This is a genomic window from Rhodococcus sp. 5G237, assembly GCF_053764735.1.
In genome coordinates this window covers 74,224-91,258 of the sequence record NZ_JBSNCD010000001.1, presented here as the reverse complement: position 1 = coordinate 91,258, position 17,035 = coordinate 74,224, and the positions used below count along the sequence as shown (strand labels likewise).

Genomic DNA, 17,035 nt, shown 5'->3' with positions numbered 1-17,035 from the left:
AAGGAGAAACATCATGGCACTGTTCCACGTTCGGATGGATGTCGACATCCCCCGCGATCTCGACCCCGACGTGCGCGCCGAGACCGTCGCGAAGGAGAAGGCCTACAGCCAGGATCTCCAGCGCCAGGGCAAATGGCGGGAGATCTGGCGGATCGTCGGTCAGTACAGCAACATCTCGATCTTCGACGTCGAGTCGGCCGACGAACTGCACGAGATCCTGTGGAACCTGCCGCTGTTCCCCTACATGAACATCGAGGTCATGCCGCTGACGAAGCACGGCTCCGACATCAAGTGACCCTCGGCGCCGGCGAGTGGCTCATACTCGGGATATGAGCCTGCCGCTGCGCGACGTCTACGCCGAGCCGACCCTCGCCGACCTGATGCCGTCGGTGCTCTCGTCCGCGGGGGTCGCCGGTGAGACCAACCGACTCGATCTCACCCCCGTCGATCACACCGTCGTCCTGCTCGTCGACGGAATGGGGTGGGAACTGCTGCAGCGCAACGCGAAAGCAGCTCCGTATCTGACGCAGGCGCCGGGGAGCCCGATGCGTGCCGGCTTCCCGACGACCACGGCCGTCAGCCTCGCCTCCCTCGGGACGGGGCTGCCCTCCGGCCTCCACGGCATCACCGGCTACCAGTCGTACGTCGACGAGATCGAGGCCCCGGTCAACTGGCTCCGCTGGACCCTCGCCGGAACCGCGATCGACCAGCGCGACGATCTTGTCCCCGAGACCGTGCAGCCCCACCCGACGGTGTTCGAACGCGGCCGCGAGGCGGGCCTGACCGTCACCACCGTCGTGCCGAAGGCCTTCGAGGGCAGCGGCCTCACCCGGGCCGTGCTGCGCGGCGGCAACTTCGTCGGGGTCTCCGCCTACGGCGATCTGCTCGCCCAGGTCGTCGCCGCGGTGAGCGCCGGCGACCGCAGTCTCGTCTACTGCTACATCGGCGAGGTCGACACCCTCGGGCACGTCTACGGGCCGGAGTCCGCGGCATGGCTCGCGCAACTCACGGTGGTCGATCGTTTCGTCGAGCAACTCGCCGACGCGCTGCCGACCGGCACCCGCCTGCTCGTCACCGCCGATCACGGCATGGTCGACGCCTCGCGCGGTCGCCGCATCGACTTCGACCACACCCCCGGTCTCGGTGAGGACGTCACCGTCATCGCCGGGGAACCGCGGTGCCGCCACATCTACACCGACCACGTCGACCGGGTCCTCGAACGCTGGCGCAACGAACTCGGCGACCACGCGTGGGTCGGCACCCGCGACGACGCGTTCGCGGCGTGCCTGTTCGGATCCGATCCCGATCCGGCGCTGACCAAGCGGATCGGCGACATCGTGGCCGTCGGACGCGGCGAATCGACGGTGATCCGCAGCGACGGCGAGCAGGTCATGTCGAACCTTCCCGGGCAGCACGGGGCGTTGACCGACGAGGAACTGCTCGTGCCGCTGCTGCGGATCGGGTGACGCGTTCGAGGTCCGGGGCCGCCGGGTGTCGGAACTCTCGATGCCCGAAACATATCGGTCACATAGTGTGTGCACATGCGTACCGATGCGGTGACCTGGCACGACCGCAGCAGCAGGGTCGCGCTGATCCTCCTGTGGGTGGTCCGGATCCTCTTCAAGCCGATTCTGAGTCTCTGGCCGAGCAACGACTTCGGCATCGCCGTGCTCGGCCGGCTGTCGTGGGTGGTCGACAGGATCACGCCCACGCCGCGCGCCGTGCATGTCACGCCGACCGAACTCGGCGGAGTGCCCGGTGAGCGGATCATCTCCCCGAAGCCGGTCGACGACCCGCTCGACGACGCCACCATCCTCTACTTCCACGGCGGAGGCTTCATCTTCTGCGGCCCGTCCACGCACCGTCAGCTGTGCGTGCAGCTCGCGCTCGACTCCGGCGCCCCGGTGTACTCGATGGACTACCGGCAGGTGCCCGCCGTGCCGATCGCAGGTTCGGTGCAGGACGCGATGAACGCGTACACGGCTCTGCTCGAGGTGGCCGACGACCCGACCCGCATCGTCGTCGGCGGCGACTCGGCCGGCGGTTATCTCGCGGCGAAGGTCGCCGAACTCGCCGCGCGTCGCGGCATCCAGCGACCGGCCGCGGTGATCGGCTACTCGCCGCTGCTCAACCTCGACCTCGACAAGCACGACCCGAAGTACATGGCGAGGGACGCCTACCTGCCCATCAAGGCACTCGGGAAGATCAGTCCGCGCTGGTTCGCCGGCGAGGAGGCGATCGAGGGCGAGAGGAACCCCGTCGACGCCGATCCGGCGCTGTTCCCTCCGATGTTCATGTGTGCCGCCGAATACGAGCTGACCAGGCCGGACGTGGAGATCATGACCGAGCGACTCGCGTCGGCGGGACGCACCGTAGAGACACATCTGTGGCGCGGGCAGATCCACGCGTGGCCGGTCCTGGCCCGCGCGATCCCCGAGGCCATGGAACTGATCGGGCTCAGCACCCGGTTCGCGCGACGCGCGATCGTCGCCGTGGACGACGCCGCCTGAGCGCTCACAGGTTGGTGTCGGGCGGCTCCGGGCTCTCGGGCAGTCCGGCGCCGTGGCCGTCCCCGTCGCGCGGCGGACAGTTCCCGCCGACGGCGTAGGACGTCATCGACAGCGATCCGTATTCGACACCGTCGACGAGGGTCGCCGGTTGCTCCCCGGACTCGGCGGCCAGACCCGCGACATACAGCAACGGCAGGAAATGGTCGGGGGTCGGCACCGCGTGCCGGAAATCGGGGTGCTCACCCAGCGCCGCGGCGTCACCGGGACGGTCGCGCAGGACGGCGAAGGCGTCCTCGTCGAACCGATGTGCCCAATCGAACCCCGCGGCCGGGCGTCGCGGATCCATCGCGCCGAGATTGTGGACGACGTTGCCGCTCGCGACGATCAACACCCCGCGGTCGCGGAGTCCGGCGAGACGGGCCCCGAGTTCGACGTGGTAGTCGAGCGACTTGTAGGCGTTGAGACTGAGCTGGACCACCGGGACATCCGCCTCCGGGAAGGCGTGGGTGAGCACCGACCAGGTGCCGTGATCGATGCCCCACGAGTCGACGTCGGCACCCACCCACGTCGGATGGACGAGATCGGCGATCTCCTCCGCCAGTTCCGGAGCACCCGGCGCCGGATACTCGACGTCGAACAACTCCTGCGGGAACCCGAAGAAGTCGTGGATCGTGCGCGGCGAGCGCATCGCAGTCACCGCGGTGGCGTTGATGAACCAGTGGGCGGAGATCGCCAGGATCGCGCGGGGCGTCGGCACGGATCGCCCGAACGCCGCCCAGGCCTGCGTGTACCGATTCGATTCGAGCGCGTTGAGCGGACTGCCGTGGCCGACGAACGCGACCGGCATGCGTGACGACATCACTCCTCCTCTCAGCTGTCGAGCCGGGCCTTCAACCAACCCGTCAGATCGTCGAGCACACGGTCCTTCTCCGGCTCGTTGAACACCTCGTGGTACAGCCCGTCGTACAACTTCAGCGTCAGGTCCTTCGAACCCGCGTGGTCGGCGATGAGCTGTGCCCCGGCCGGATCGGCGAGAGCGTCGGCGGTTCCGTGCATGATCAACAGCGGCAGCGTCAGCTTCGGGAGGCGCCGCTCGAGGCTCTGCTCGTTGAGCACCAGCACCCGCGCGAGCCCTGCGGGCACGAGACCGTGGTGCACGAGCGGATCGGCGTCGTACGCCGCGACCACCGCGGGATCGCGCGAGACCGCCTTGCTGTCGAGCTTCTGCACCGGCACACCCGGCAGGAAACGCCCGATCAGCTTGCCGATCTCCACGACCGGCTTCGGTGTGCCCGACGTGACGATCACCGCCGGCCCCGACAACACGAGCGCGTCGAGCCGGTCCTGATGGTCGAGCGCGTAGGCCAGAGCGATCGCGCCGCCCATCGAGTGACCGAGCATGAAGACCGGCAGACCGGGATGCGCATGGGTCGCCAGATCGATCAGGCTGTCGAGGTCGTCGGTGAACTCGCGCATCTCCTGGGCGCGCACACGCTTGCCGCCCGACCGCCCGTGACCGCGATGGTCGGGGGAGTACACGACGAGACCGAGATCGGTGAGCCGCGCGACGACGTGGTCGTAGCGACGCGCATGCTCACCCAGTCCGTGGCTGAGGATCAGCACGCCGGTGGGAGCCTCCGGCGACCACACGTCGTACACGATCGGGATCGCGCCGACGCCGGTGAACGACGATTCGGTGTGCTCCATGAGCGCCTCCTGCGGCCTCGTCGACAGCTGTTCCTCGCATCCTCGCACGAGTACCGGTCCGCGGAGGCACTCCGCGATCGCAGCCGGAAATTCGATTGACGGTGGTCGGGCGCTCGGTACCCTGGAGATCATGATCCAGGCGCTCTACTTCCACTGACGACACCCACTCCGCGACTCGGGACGTACTCCGAGGTCGCGGTTCGAGCCGTACCCGAATACGGCCGAGTGTCCGGCCGTTCGTCAGCGAGCGCATCCTCCCACCCGTGATCCGGGGACGAGTGCGCCTCCGCACGGAGGAAACCACATGACCATCAGCATCACCCTGCCCCGGCGCTCCCGCGCCCAACTCGGCGCCGTCGACGTCCACCTCGCCCGTGACGGCCATCCCGTCCTGCGCGGCGTCGACCTCGCGGTCACACCGGGGTCCCGGCTCGGCGTCGTCGGAGAGAACGGACGCGGCAAATCCACACTGCTGCACGTCCTCGCCGGCCGCCTCGAACCGGACTCGGGGACCGTGCGTCGGTTCGGCTCGTTCGGCATCGCCGAGCAGGAGATGACCGTCGCGCAGGGGCGCACCGTCGGCGATCTCGTCGACATCGAGCTGGCCCACGTCCGCGCGGCTCTGCGAGCGCTCGACGAGAGCACCGCAGCGCTCGCCGACGAGCGTCCGGGCGCCGCCGACGCGTACGCCGACGCCCTCGAGATCGCCGAGCAACTCGACGCGTGGGACGCCGACCGTCGCGTCGACACCGCCCTCGAAGCGCTCGGCGCCGTCACCGACCGTTCGCGACCGCTGGCGGAGATGTCGGTCGGGCAGCGCTACCGCGTGCGCCTGGCCGCACTGCTCGGCGCCGAACACGACTTCCTGCTGCTCGACGAGCCGACCAACCATCTCGACGCGTCGGGACTCGACTATCTCACCGAACGCCTGCAGCAGACCCGCAGCGGCGTGATCCTCGTCAGCCACGACCGCGCCCTGCTGACCGATGTCGCCACGTCGATCCTCGACCTGAACCCGAGCCGCGACGGTCGTCCGCGCCTGTACGGCGGGGGATATGCCGGCTTCCGGACGGGACGCGAGGCCGAATACGCCCGCTGGGTCAGCGAATACGCCCGGGAGCAGGCCGAGCGGGCCCGGCTGGAGTCCGATCTCGAATCCGCGCAGGATCGGCTCGTCACCGGCTGGCGGCCGGAGAAGGGCACCGGCAAGCACCAGCGTGCCACCCGTGCGCCGGCGCTCGTGCAGTCGGTGCACCGCCGTCAGGAAGCGCTGGACGACCACGCGGTGGCGGTACCGGTACCGCCGCTGCAGTTCTCGATGCCGGCGCTCGGTGCGGAGGCCGACGGGATCGACCCGGACACACCGTTGGTGCGCGTCGAGGACGTCATGGTGCGCGGCCGGCTCGACCGTCCGGTCAGCCTGGCCGTCCTCGCCGGTTCGCGGCTCGTCATCACCGGACCCAACGGCGCCGGCAAGTCGACGCTGCTCGCAGTGCTCGCCGGTGAGGTCGAACCGACGGCGGGAACCCGCGAGAGCGATCCCGTCGTGCGGATCGGGCGGCTCGCCCAGGAGTCGCCGGCACCGTCGGCGGCGCGGGTACAGCAGGTCTACGACGCGCACGTCGGCGAACTGGTCGTCGCCGGCCTCGTCCCCGACCAGGGAGCCGTCGATCTCGACGAACTCGGACTGTTCACCGAACGCGACCTCGGCAAGCGGGTCCGCGACCTGTCGATGGGCCAGCAACGACGCCTCGACCTGGCAATGGTGCTCGCCGCGCGACCGCACGTGCTGCTGCTCGACGAGCCCACCAACCACCTGTCGATCACGTTGGTGGACGAACTGACCGACGCCCTGGGGGCGACCGACGCCGCGGTCGCCGTGGCCACCCACGACCGGCAGATGCGACGCGACATCGCCCACTGGCCGCACCTGGCTCTGGGGCTCGCCCCGAAGGAATGCACCCGAAAGGGACCGAAGACATGAGCGTCCGGGTGCTGCGGAGTTGTTCGCCGCAGGGACCACCGCAGCGACGCGCGAAGTGGTCATCGGAGCGCGGAATTGCGCGCTCTGATGACCACTTCGCGCTCTGATTCCTGGCCGTCGGTCAGCTCCGCGAGTCTGTGGAGACGGCGGCGGGCACCGGCTCGGACGAGGCGTCCGCCGAGCGTGCCGGGCGCAGCGCGAACAGTGCCACCGCGGCGAGCACGACCACTCCGGCCACTCCGAAGTAGAGCTGTTCGGGCGTCCATCCCGCATCGAGGAGCACACCGGCCGCGGTCGGTGCGAGGATGGCACCCGCTCGGCCGATACCGATGGCGGAACCGACGCCGGTGGCCCGCACCTGCGGTCCGTAGAGGGACGGCGCGAGGGTGTACAGACCGGCGATGCACCCGTTGATGAGTCCGCCGATCAGGATGCCGAGCGCGAACGCCAGCATCAGGGTCGAGATCGACATGATGAAGACGGTCATGGTCGCGGCGGCGGCGATGGTGAAGGTGAGCAGGACCGATCGGGTGGCCCATCGGCTGGCGAACACTCCGAAGAGCACCGACCCGACGGTGCCGCCGAGGGTGAGCATCATGCCCGCCGTGGCGCTCTGGTCTTTCGTGAGACCGGCGGTCTCGAGCAGCGACGGCGTCCACGAGTTGACGAAGTAGAAGCCGAACATGGTGGCGAAGAAAGCCGCCCAGAGCAGCACCGTCGAGCGGGTGTTGCTTCCGGAGAACAGGTCCGAGATCCGTCCTGCCCGCGGTGCCGCCTTGTCGCCGGAGCGGGTGAGCTCGGAGACGGGGCTCTGGCCGATGCGTCGCGCGATGCTGTTGACCCGGTCGAGATCGCCTGAACGTCCCCGGCTGGTGAGGAAATCGAGGGATTCGGGCAGCAGCACGACGAGGAGAGCGAGCACCAGGCCGGTGAGGACGGCGCCGGTGACGAAGACTGCGCGCCAACCGTATTCGCTCTGCAGACCGACGGCGGCCATACCACCGATCGTGGCACCCACGCCGTATCCGGCGGTGTAGATGCTGATGGCCAGCCCACGCCAGCGGGCCGACGAGTATTCGCTCGCGATGACGGTGGTGCAGGCGAGGACGCCGCCGATGCCGAGTCCGGTGATGACCCGCCAGATGCCGAGTTCCCACGCCGATCCGGCGCTCGCGGACAGGCCCATGCCGGCGGTGGCGAGCGCGACCGACATCAGGATCAGGGGCCGTCGGCCGATCCGGTCGGCCATCGGGGCGAGAGCGAGAGCACCGACGGCCATGCCGATCAGACCCGCGCTGAGCAGCACGCCGAGTTCCGATCCGCCGAGCCCGAAGTCGCTGCCGATGCTCTTGGCGGTGAACGCCAGGGCCATGACGTCGAACCCGTCGAGGATGTTCAGCACGACGCACAGGGCGACGACCATCCATTGGTAGGGATGCATCGGCGAGGCGTCGATGCGTGCGCGAAGATCCATCGTGTTTCCTCGTGGTGTGAAATGCGCGGTGGTCAGGGAAGGTCGAGCGTGACGACACCCGTCGTCGAACGGGACGACGCCGAATCGCGCACCACGCGTGACACGCAGGCGCACATCCGACGCGAGGAGCGCTTCTGCTCCTCGCTGAAGAAGACATCGCGGTGGTCGACGCGACCGTCGAGCGAGGCGACGGAGACCTCGCACAGGCCGCATTCGCCCTTGCGGCAGTCGAACATCATGTCGACACCGGCACGCCGGAGGGCGTCGAGCATCGATTCGTCGGAACCGACGGTGGTGGTGACATCGAGATCGGGCACGGTGACCGTGAACTCCTCGGCATCGAACCATCCACTGTTGCCGAAGGTCTCGTAGCGGAGATTCGGCATCGGCAGGTCGCGGTCGTGCCACCGGCGTCGCACGGCATCCATGAGGCGGATCGGACCGCACATGTACAGCTCGGTGCCGTGATCGACGCCGTCGACGAGCGCGGCGACGTCCAATCCCGTTCCCTCGTCGTCGATGTGGACGTCGAGACGGTCGCCGTGGAGGGCTTCGAGTTCGGACAGGAAGGCCATCGCGGAGCGACTGCGACCGACATACACGAAGCGGTAGTCGGCACCGAGGCGGCGGAGCACGGCCCCCATCGCGCGGACCGCGGTGATGCCGATGCCACCGGCGAGCAGGACATATCGCGGTGCGCCGACCCGCAGCGGGAAGTTCTGGAGAGGCTCGGTGATCTCGAGTTCGTCGCCGGGGCGCAGCGAGTGCATGTACTCGGAACCACCGCGCGAGGTGGGGGAGCGGTGGACGCCGAGTATGAGGCGACCGTCCGGACCACCCGCGACGAGGGAGTACGAACGCGTGTCGCCCGAGGGGAGACGCACGTCGATGTGGGCGCCGGGTTCGACGCGGTGGGCGGTGTCGGCCACGAGGGTGATCTCGGCGATCGAATCGGCGGCCCGCTCGACACCCACGACTCGGGCCCGCTGCCAACGGATCTGGTTGTTGCTCATGTCAGTGGGCTCCCTCGGGAACGGCGGTGGCCGAGGTGAGGTTCCGCTCCGCTTCGACCATGCGCTGGATCAGGCGTCGCACCCACATGCCGCCGGCGTCGATGTTGAGGTTGTAGAACTCGTGATCCGGGTTCGCCTCGATGGCCTTCTGCTGCGCGGTGAGCATCGCCTCGTCCTCACCGAACACGCCGTGCACGCCGTCGCGCAGCTGCGTGGTGATGAGCTGGCTGTCGAGACGGTAGTTGCGCATGAACGCCCAGAAATACAGGGCAGTGCGCTCGTCGACGGGCGAGATGGTGTTCATGACGAAGCCGTTGACGCCCTGGCTGCGGTCGCCCTCGGGGGCACCGGTTCCGGCCTTGGCCACACCGACATCGATGCGGATCGTGGACGGTGCCTGGAACTCGATGATCTGCCAGCGGTCGACCTTGCCCTCGAAGCCGGGGAACTTGTCGCGCATGTTCTTCAGCCAGAACGGCGGTGCGTCGATGTCGTGCATCCAGCGGGTGACCGTGACGGTGCGGTCGTCGTGGGTGACGACGAAGTCGGACTCGCTCAGTTCGTCCTGGCCGATGGACGACGAGTGTACGAACTCCTCGTGGGTGAGGTCCATGAGGTTGTCGAGGACGAGCTGGTAGTTGGCCTGCACGTCGATCGTGCGTCCGTCGCCCGCCCAGTCGGGGGAGTCCATCTGGAACATGTCCGGGACGAGATCGGGATCGGCCTGCGTCGGATCGCCCGGCCAGACCCACACGAAACGGTGCCGCTCGACGACGGGATAGGACGCCACCATCGCGGACGGATTGATCGTCTGCTGGGCGGGCATGTGCGTGCAGCGACCTGCGGAGTTGTACTGCAGACCGTGGTAGGGGCACTGGATGCCCTCGCTACCGATGAGCTTGCCCATCGACAGCGGCGCCAGACGGTGCCAGCAGGCGTCGGCGAGGGCGACGGGACGGCCCTCCTCGGTGCGGTAGAGGGCCATCGGCTTGCCGGCGATGGTGCGGGCGAGGATCTCGCGGCGACCCACCTCGTGATCCCAGGCGACGACGTACCAGGCGTCGAGCGGGTAGGCCATGTTCTTCGCGGTCGCCCCGGTGGGGCCGAGATCGGTCATGTCGGATCCTCCGAACACTGAGGGTGAAATAACTATCTACATAGATAGTTGGTGAGCTGGAGCACAGACTATCTATCGATATAGTTATTCGCAAGGGTGGAATACTCGCCCGGGGAAAGGTGGTGGTCCATGAGCCTGCGATACGCGCTGCTCGCATTGCTCACCGCCGAGCCTCTGACCGGCTACGACGCGGCGAAACGGTTCGGCGGGTCGGTCGGGCACGTCTGGCATGCCCCCGACTCGCAGATCTACCCCGAACTACGCCGGATGGAGCGCGAGGGCCTCGTCGAGGGCGAACAGGTGCGCTGGGGTCCCAACAGCACCAAGACCCGGTACTCGATCACCGAGGAGGGCATCCGGGCCTTCCGCGAGTGGATGTCCACCCCGCTGGACTACGCCCCGGTGCGCGACGCCGCCCACATGCGCGCGGCCTACTTCGAATGGGCAGACCCGCGCAGTGCTCGCGAGTGCCTGCAACGGCACATCGACCACTACACCGAACAGATCGCCCAGTGGACCACGGTGCGCGACGCGATCCTCGACCTCAGCAACGCGACCATCGCGAGACGCGTGCAGAAGTATCCGGCCGAGGACCACGAGCGGATCATCGCGTTCAAGGCGTTCGCGTACGACGGTCTCATCGGACGGGGCGAGGCCGAGATCGCGTGGGCACGCCAGGGCCTCGAACTCTTCGACAAGCTGTCGCCGCGTAACTGAGTCGCCCGGGACCGCAGCGACGCGCGAACTGGTCAGCGGAGCGCGGAATTGCGCGCACCGATGACCGTTTCGCGCTCCGATGTCGACGGTCTGATCAGGGCGTGCTGTCCGTCGGCGGCACGATCGAATGCGCGAGCGCCCGCATGAGGAACTCGAGTTCGGGATTGGGCGTCGCGTTGCTCCGCACCACCCCGCACACCGGCACCTGCAGCCGGTGGTGGATCTCGCGCATGAACTTCAGTCCCTTGCGGGGTGTGTCGGCCGCGGTGCCGGCGTAGAGCACGGTCCACGCCCTCGGGTTGGTGAGCACCTCGAGAGTCGCGGTGTGGTCGCTCGCGATCGGAGGCCCGAGGCGCACGCGACGACCGACCTCGACGAAGGCGTCCTCGACCACGCGGTGCAACAACACCTGGTTGCCGCGCGGCGGCAGCAGCAGCGGGTAGTGGGCGAGGTCGCCGAGATCGACGGTGGAGAACGCCGACAGCGGGTGCTCGCTCGACGTGACGATGACGAGCTCTTCGATGCCGAGACGGATCGCCTCGAGCCCCGGGCGGTCGACGTCGCCGCGGATGAGCGCGAGATCGGCATCCCCGGACGCGACTGCGTTGACGCGGTCGGTGAAGTCCTTGATGACGAACTCCACGTCGATCTTGGGGTGACGCTCGCGGACGCTGGAGATGGCATCGAGGCTCTGCGACGCGAAGCTCATGTTCGCCGTGATGCGGATGCTCTCCCGCGGTTCGTGGCCCACTTCCAGGGCCTTCGCCTCGAGGCTGAGCACTTCGGCGGCGATCGGCATCAGGCGTTGGCCGGCCGAGGTGAGCTTGACCGAACGGGTGGTGCGGTCGAACAGGGTGGTGCCCAGTTCGTGCTCGAGCTTCGCGATCTGATGGCTGATCGCCGACTGCGAGATGAAGCAGCGCTGGGCGGCACGGGAGAAGCTGCCCTCCTCGCCGACGGCGAAGAAGTAGCGCAACTGACGGAAATCCATGTCTCCTCCGGGGAACGTGCCATCTGCATTTATGAGCGAAACAGATAACAGTTTTTCGAATATCCCAGGTTAGTGGAGAACAAGGGTCCTTCGTACCTACCTTGGGAGTCATACATCAACGGAGATGACAAGTACGTGGAGGTTTACGGCAGCATGGACGATGCGGACACAGTGACCCTGGTCGATCGGACGGATGTAGTCATCGTGGGTTCCGGCTTCGGAGCATTGGCCACCGCCAAGAAGCTCGCCAAGGCCGGCACGCCCTTCGTTCTCATCTCGGAGACCACCGAGCATCTTTTCCAGCCTCTGCTCTACCAGGTTGCGACCGGTGTCCTCTCGCCCGGTGAGATCGCCCCCTCCGTGCGTGCGATCCTGGCCGAGTACCCCAATGCCGACGTCCGCCTGGGCCGCGTCGTCGACGTGCTCCCCGAGGAGAACACGGTCGTCTACGAGGCCGGCGGCCAGCGTCTCCGCCTCGGCTTCAAGTACCTCGTCGCCGCGACCGGCGCGCGCCAGGCGTATTTCGGACGCGACGAGTTCGCCGACCTGACGTACGCGCTGAAGACGGTCGAGGACGCCGAGAAGCTGCGTCGCCAGATCGTGCGGTGCTTCGAGGAAGCACACGTCACCACCGATGCGGAGCGCCGGAAGAATCTGCTCAGCTTCATCGTCGTGGGTGCCGGCCCGACGGGCGTCGAGCTCGCGGGACAGATCAAGGAACTCGCGCAGCGCTACTTCGCCGAGAACATCGGCAACATCCGCGCCGACGACGTCACCGTCACGCTCGTCGAGGGCGCCGACAAGGTGCTGCCCCCGTTCGGCGGCAAGCTCAGCGAGTACTCCAAGGAGTCGCTCGAGAAGAGCGGCGTCGACGTCGTCCTCGGGACGATGGTCACCGACATCGACGAGCACGGTGCCATGCTCACCACGCCCACGACCGAGGAGACCCGCCGCCTCACCGCGGAGACCATCATCTGGTCGGCCGGAATCCAGGCCAACGACTTCGCCGACGTGCTCGCCGAGCGCACCGGCTGCGAGACGGTCCGCGGCGGACGCCTGCTCGTCGACCCCGACTTCACCGTCGGCCGCAGCGACAACATCTTCGCCATCGGCGACATGGTCACCCTCGACAACCTGCCGGCGCAGTCGCCGTTCGCCATGCAGGGTGGCCGCCACGTCGCGAAGATGATCACCGGCAAGGTCGCGATGGGCACCCCGTTCCAGTACAAGGACAAGGGCAGCATGGCGATCATCAACCGGTTCCGCGCCATCACGCGGGTCGGGAAGATCGAGCTCACCGGCTTCATCGCCTGGGTGCTGTGGCTCGCCGTCCACCTCGTCTACCTGGTCGGATTCCGCAACCGGTACATCGCGGTCATGTCCTGGTGCGGTTCCTTCCTCGGACACCGTCGCCCGCACTTCTACTACGCGCAGGACACCGTCCCGGTGCCCGCTGTGGAGAAGGAGTCGGCAGCGAAGGACGAGCCGGAGAGCGACAAGGAACCCGTGCGGACGTCCGCATAACTACAGACCCCCGAAAGGCTCCGACCGCCCGGTCGGGGCCTTTCGTCGTTCGCGCGCCGAACCGGGATCGACGCGGCATGTTGCGGTAGCGAGTCCCGATTCACCGCGCGCACTGCCGCGACCGGCGGGTGAAAGCCGGGGTGATTTCCGGGATGTCCTGCAAGCCAGAGACGTTCGAGTGGTGTAGATCCGCCGACCTGCGGCTAGCGTGTGCAGCGCATCCCGAGGAGTGACCCATGAACGATGACAGCGGCCCCCGCGTCGCGACGACACGCGTCGGCTGCGATGTCGTCACCGTCCGCGACATCGCGTCGAGCATCGACCGGTTCGGCGACCGCTACCTGCAGCGCGTGTTCACCCCGCACGAGCTGGAGATGTGCACCGGATCGGGTCGCGCCCAACGCCTCGCGGCACGCTTCGCCGCGAAGGAGGCCGTCATGAAGGTCCTGCGTCCGCGTGAGCACGCAGTTCCCTGGCGGGCCATCGAGATCCGCCGCGCGGACTGGGGCGGATGCACTGTCGTACTGGCCGGTAACGCGGCCACCCTGGCGCGAGATGAACAGGTGACCGACATTCAGGTCTCGATTTCCCACGAGCTCGAATACGCCATCGCGACGGTCGTGGCGACCCGCGTCGACGAAGCAGAAACTGGAGAACATCCATGACGGAACAGGTGATCCGCAAGGTCCTCGGTGAGCACGCGAAGCTGTCGGTCGACAGCACGGCGCTCGATCCCGCCGCCGACCTCTACGAGCTCGGCCTGACATCGCACGCCAGCGTGAACGTGATGCTCGCCCTCGAGGACGCCTTCGACGTCGAATTCCCCGACGAACTGCTGCGCAAGAGCACCTTCGCGAGCGTCGGCGCCATCAGGTCGGCGTTGACGGAACTGGGCGTCGCGTGACGTCCCCGTCCGCGCCCCTCACCGTCGCGGAGCATGCCGGGCTGTCGCTGCTCGCCCGTGCCGAACTCGTCGGACGCGAGAGCGCCGGCCCCGCGGCCGCCGAGGTGGATCGTGAAGGACGCTTTCCGCACGAGGCCGTCGACGCGCTGCGCGCCCACAAGCTGCTGAACTGCGCCGTCCCTGTCGATCAGGGCGGGGAGGGAGCGTCCCTCGGTGAGCTGTGCGCCGTCGCCCGCATCCTCGGCCGGTACTGCGCCTCCACCGCGATGATCTTCGCAATGCACCAGACGCAGATCCTGTCGCTGGTGCATCACTCCACCCCGGGTGTGGCGGCCTTCGTCGCCGAAGCGGTGGCGAACGACTACCTGATCGCTTCGGCGACCACCGAACTCGGCACCGGCGGCGACGTGCGCAGCAGCGTCTGCGCCGTGGCCCGCGACGGCGACACCGTCACCCTGACGAAGAACGCACCGGTCATCTCGTACGGCGAATACGCCGACGCGATCCTGGTGACCGCGCGTCGCACCGCCGACAGCCCGCCCAGCGACCAGGTGCTCGTCGTATGCCGACGCGACGACGTGAACCTCGAACCCACCGGCAGCTGGGACACCCTCGGACTCCGCGGCACCTGCAGTCCCGGATTCGTCCTCACTGCCACGACGTCCGCCGATCTCGTCGTCGGCACGGCCTACGCCGAGATCTCGTCGCGCACCATGCTTCCCGTCTCGCACAGTGTGTGGTCGGCGGTGTGGCTCGGAATCGCCGACGCGGCGATGGAGAAGGCCCGCTCGTTCGTGCGGTCGGCGGCCCGCCGCAGCCCGGGGGTCACCCCGCCCGGTGCGCTGCGACTCGCCGAAGCAGCCGCCGTGCACCAGCAGTTCTCCGATCTCGTCGCCGGGTCCGCCGCCCGGTTCGACGCAGCCGCGTCGGCGCAGGAGGAATCGATGTCGAGCATGGGTTTCTCGCTCGCCATGAACAACCTCAAGGTCACCGCGTCCACGCTCGTCGTGGATCTGGTGAACCGCGCGATGCTCATCTGCGGGATCGCCGGATACCGCGAGGATTCGCAGTACTCGCTCGGCCGCCACCTGCGCGACGCGCACGGCGCCGCCGTGATGGTCAACAACGACCGCATCATGAACAACTCGGCCCAGTTGTCGATCGCCTACCGGGGGACGCTGTGACAAGTACAGCCATTACCAGCGCCGCAACCGACGAGCTGTCCGAACTCGAGCGCGCCCGCCTCGACTTCCAGCAGCAGCTGCTCGAGGCCGAACTGCTCGTGGAGACCGGTGTTCCCGGCCTCTACGGACGCTCGGGTGTCTTCGAGGACATCGTCGACGGCATCGACCGCGTGGTGGTCGCGGCGGGTCCGGGCCGGGCGGCCACGCGCCTGCGTTTCCCTCCGGTCTTTCCGCGGACGAGCTTCGAGCGCACCGACTACATCGCCTCCTTCCCGCACCTGACCGGAGCGGTGAACACCTTCGCGGGCAGCAACGCCGAGCACGCCGAACTGCTCGCCGCGCGGTCGCGGGGAGAGGCGTGGGATCCGTGGCTCGAACCCGCCGACACCGTGCTCGTCTCCGCCGCATGTCATCCCGCTTACTCGCGGTACACCGGCACGCTGCGCGAGGGTGGCGAACTGCTCGACGTCCTCGGTTACTGCTTCCGGCACGAACCTGCCGTCGACCCCGCTCGCATGCAGGCCTTCCGCATGCACGAGTTCGTGCGCATCGGCACCGAGAACGATGCTGCGCAGCATCGTGATTCCTGGGTGGAGCGAGGACTCGAGGTGCTCGGCTCTCTGGGTCTCGACGCGACCGCCGTGCCCGCCAACGATCCTTTCTTCGGACGGGCCGGGCGCATGCTGGCCGTCAACCAGCGCACCGAGAACCTCAAGACCGAGCTGACCGTCCGGCTCTACGGCGACCTCGACGACGGCACCGCCGTGGTCTCGTGCAACTGCCATCGCGAGCACTTCGGCGAGACCTTCGAGATCCGCACCGCCGACGGCGAAGTCGCGCACAGCGCGTGCGTCGGATTCGGCATGGAGCGGATCGCCCTGGCACTGCTGCGGACCCACGGGCTCGACGTCGACCGCTGGCCCGCTTCGGTACGCGACAGGCTGTTCCCGTGAGCGATCGGCTCATCGACGTCCGCGTCGACGGGTACTCACCGCACTTCGTGCACGCTGCCGACCGGATCTGGACCGAGACCAACTGCTATGTCGACCTGTGGGTCGAGGTGCTGCATTCGCTCGGCCACGATCCGGTCCCCGCGGCCGCGTGCGCGTTCTCGGCGCGGTTCGACGGCGCCCAGTGGACCTTCCTCAAGTTCCGTCCCGAGGACCTGTTGGCGCTGTACGGGATCGACGTCGCGGAGATGAACGTCTGGCGCCGTCCGGTGGATCACCTCGAGGACAACGCCGCCGCCGGTCTGTTGTCGACGATCGAGGTGGACGCCTTCTGGCTGCCCGACACCGAGGGCACCGGATACCGGGAGAGTCGTTCGAAGACGACGATCGTGCCCAACGTCATCGACCGCGACACCGAGACGCTCGAGTACTTCCACAACAGCGGCTATCACGTCCTCACCGGTGAGGACTTCCGCGGAGTGTTCGGCCTCGACGAACCGGTGCCCACCTGGCCTCCCTATCTCGAACAGGTGCGCCTCGACGCGGCCCAACCGCAGCGTGATGCCTTCGACACGATGGTGTTCCGGCATCTGCGCATGCGTGCGGACTCGAATCCGGTGCGCGAACTCGGGAAGCGGGTGCTCGCCGACATCGACTCGATCCGCACCGGCGGGATGGACGTCTTCCATCCGTGGACGTTCGGGGTGCTCCGCCAGTGCGGTGCCACGGCCGAACTCGCCGCGGACGTGAGCGTCTACATGGACCGTCGCGGATATCCCGGTGCGGCCGCCGCAGCCGACGGATTCCGCGCGGTCGCCGAGGGTGCCAAGAGCGTGCAGTTCCGGATGGCGCGTGCGGCACGTGGCCGCAGCGTCGATCCCGGCGACCAGTTGACGGCGATGGCCGACGCCTGGGAGGACGCCATGGCGACCGTCGTCCGCGCCGCCGGGGTGCGGTGAC

17 protein-coding genes are annotated in these 17,035 nt (G+C 68.0%); 11 read left to right on the top strand and 6 right to left on the bottom strand.

Annotated elements, in window-relative coordinates:
* Positions 1-13 precede the first annotated feature (13 nt).
* The 3 genes from catC to ACWPOC_RS00425 all read left to right on the top strand — a co-directional run bounded on the left by catC (position 14) and on the right by ACWPOC_RS00425 (position 2,510).
* A complete protein-coding gene (catC, locus tag ACWPOC_RS00435; protein WP_006553167.1) occupies positions 14-295 on the top strand; it encodes a muconolactone Delta-isomerase in 282 nt (93 codons plus the stop codon).
* 34 nt (positions 296-329) lie between these two features.
* Complete coding sequence (locus ACWPOC_RS00430) at positions 330-1,466, top strand: alkaline phosphatase family protein (protein WP_258260885.1); 1,137 nt, start codon at positions 330-332, stop codon at positions 1,464-1,466.
* 75 nt (positions 1,467-1,541) lie between these two features.
* The gene (locus ACWPOC_RS00425) at positions 1,542-2,510 is read left to right on the top strand and encodes an alpha/beta hydrolase (RefSeq protein ID WP_016691169.1); all 969 of its coding nucleotides are present in this window, start codon (positions 1,542-1,544) and stop codon (positions 2,508-2,510) included.
* A 4-nt stretch (positions 2,511-2,514) separates the two neighbouring features.
* Here the strand turns inward: ACWPOC_RS00425 and ygiD are convergent, their stop codons facing one another.
* Together ygiD and ACWPOC_RS00415 are read right to left on the bottom strand one after the other, a co-directional pair.
* Complete coding sequence (gene ygiD, locus ACWPOC_RS00420; RefSeq protein WP_159419094.1) at positions 2,515-3,357, bottom strand: 4,5-DOPA-extradiol-dioxygenase; 843 nt, start codon at positions 3,355-3,357, stop codon at positions 2,515-2,517.
* A 23-nt stretch (positions 3,358-3,380) separates the two neighbouring features.
* Positions 3,381-4,217, bottom strand: a complete 837-nt coding sequence (locus ACWPOC_RS00415; protein ID WP_455407825.1) for an alpha/beta hydrolase — start codon at positions 4,215-4,217, stop codon at positions 3,381-3,383.
* Positions 4,218-4,521: 304 nt separating this feature from the next.
* On the opposite strand from ACWPOC_RS00415, the gene ACWPOC_RS00410 reads away from it, so the two are divergent.
* Positions 4,522-6,201 carry an ABC-F family ATP-binding cassette domain-containing protein gene (locus ACWPOC_RS00410; RefSeq protein WP_016691173.1) on the top strand — a complete coding sequence of 560 codons (1,680 nt, stop codon included), beginning with the start codon at positions 4,522-4,524 and terminating at the stop codon, positions 6,199-6,201.
* A gap of 121 nt (positions 6,202-6,322) precedes the next feature.
* Here the strand turns inward: ACWPOC_RS00410 and ACWPOC_RS00405 are convergent, their stop codons facing one another.
* The 3 genes from ACWPOC_RS00405 to ACWPOC_RS00395 are packed head-to-tail and all read right to left on the bottom strand — an operon-like array spanning position 6,323 to position 9,805.
* Complete coding sequence (locus ACWPOC_RS00405; RefSeq protein WP_120280738.1) at positions 6,323-7,675, bottom strand: MFS transporter; 1,353 nt, start codon at positions 7,673-7,675, stop codon at positions 6,323-6,325.
* A 32-nt stretch (positions 7,676-7,707) separates the two neighbouring features.
* A complete protein-coding gene (locus ACWPOC_RS00400) occupies positions 7,708-8,688 on the bottom strand; it encodes a PDR/VanB family oxidoreductase (RefSeq protein ID WP_120280737.1) in 981 nt (326 codons plus the stop codon).
* Position 8,689: 1 nt separating this feature from the next.
* Positions 8,690-9,805, bottom strand: a complete 1,116-nt coding sequence (locus ACWPOC_RS00395) for an aromatic ring-hydroxylating dioxygenase subunit alpha (RefSeq protein ID WP_120280736.1) — start codon at positions 9,803-9,805, stop codon at positions 8,690-8,692.
* Positions 9,806-9,934: 129 nt separating this feature from the next.
* On the opposite strand from ACWPOC_RS00395, the gene ACWPOC_RS00390 reads away from it, so the two are divergent.
* On the top strand, positions 9,935-10,522 hold the full coding sequence (locus ACWPOC_RS00390; RefSeq protein ID WP_455407824.1) for a PadR family transcriptional regulator: 588 nt from the start codon (positions 9,935-9,937) through the stop codon (positions 10,520-10,522).
* Between the two features lie 94 nt (positions 10,523-10,616).
* On the opposite strand, the gene ACWPOC_RS00385 is transcribed toward ACWPOC_RS00390, so the two are convergent.
* Positions 10,617-11,513, bottom strand: coding sequence for a LysR family transcriptional regulator (locus tag ACWPOC_RS00385; RefSeq protein ID WP_159417273.1), 897 nt, complete (start codon positions 11,511-11,513; stop codon positions 10,617-10,619).
* Positions 11,514-11,666: 153 nt separating this feature from the next.
* Between ACWPOC_RS00385 and ACWPOC_RS00380 the strand changes: the two genes are divergently transcribed.
* The 6 genes from ACWPOC_RS00380 to ACWPOC_RS00355 all read left to right on the top strand — a co-directional run bounded on the left by ACWPOC_RS00380 (position 11,667) and on the right by ACWPOC_RS00355 (position 17,034).
* Positions 11,667-13,037 (top strand): NAD(P)/FAD-dependent oxidoreductase, encoded by a 1,371-nt coding sequence (locus ACWPOC_RS00380; RefSeq protein ID WP_159417274.1) that lies wholly within the window; start codon positions 11,667-11,669, stop codon positions 13,035-13,037.
* Between the two features lie 236 nt (positions 13,038-13,273).
* Positions 13,274-13,702 carry a holo-ACP synthase gene (gene acpS, locus ACWPOC_RS00375; protein ID WP_120280732.1) on the top strand — a complete coding sequence of 143 codons (429 nt, stop codon included), beginning with the start codon at positions 13,274-13,276 and terminating at the stop codon, positions 13,700-13,702.
* A complete protein-coding gene (locus ACWPOC_RS00370) occupies positions 13,699-13,941 on the top strand; it encodes an acyl carrier protein (RefSeq protein ID WP_024102340.1) in 243 nt (80 codons plus the stop codon). The genes acpS and ACWPOC_RS00370 overlap by 4 nt, the downstream gene beginning before the upstream one ends.
* Positions 13,938-15,125 (top strand): acyl-CoA dehydrogenase family protein, encoded by a 1,188-nt coding sequence (locus ACWPOC_RS00365; protein ID WP_120280731.1) that lies wholly within the window; start codon positions 13,938-13,940, stop codon positions 15,123-15,125. The genes ACWPOC_RS00370 and ACWPOC_RS00365 overlap by 4 nt, the downstream gene beginning before the upstream one ends.
* Positions 15,122-16,078, top strand: coding sequence for an amino acid--[acyl-carrier-protein] ligase (locus tag ACWPOC_RS00360; protein ID WP_120280730.1), 957 nt, complete (start codon positions 15,122-15,124; stop codon positions 16,076-16,078). The genes ACWPOC_RS00365 and ACWPOC_RS00360 overlap by 4 nt, the downstream gene beginning before the upstream one ends.
* Positions 16,075-17,034: a DUF1839 family protein gene (locus tag ACWPOC_RS00355; protein WP_120280729.1), complete on the top strand. Its 960-nt coding sequence runs from the start codon at positions 16,075-16,077 to the stop codon at positions 17,032-17,034. The genes ACWPOC_RS00360 and ACWPOC_RS00355 overlap by 4 nt, the downstream gene beginning before the upstream one ends.
* Position 17,035: the final 1 nt, after the last annotated feature.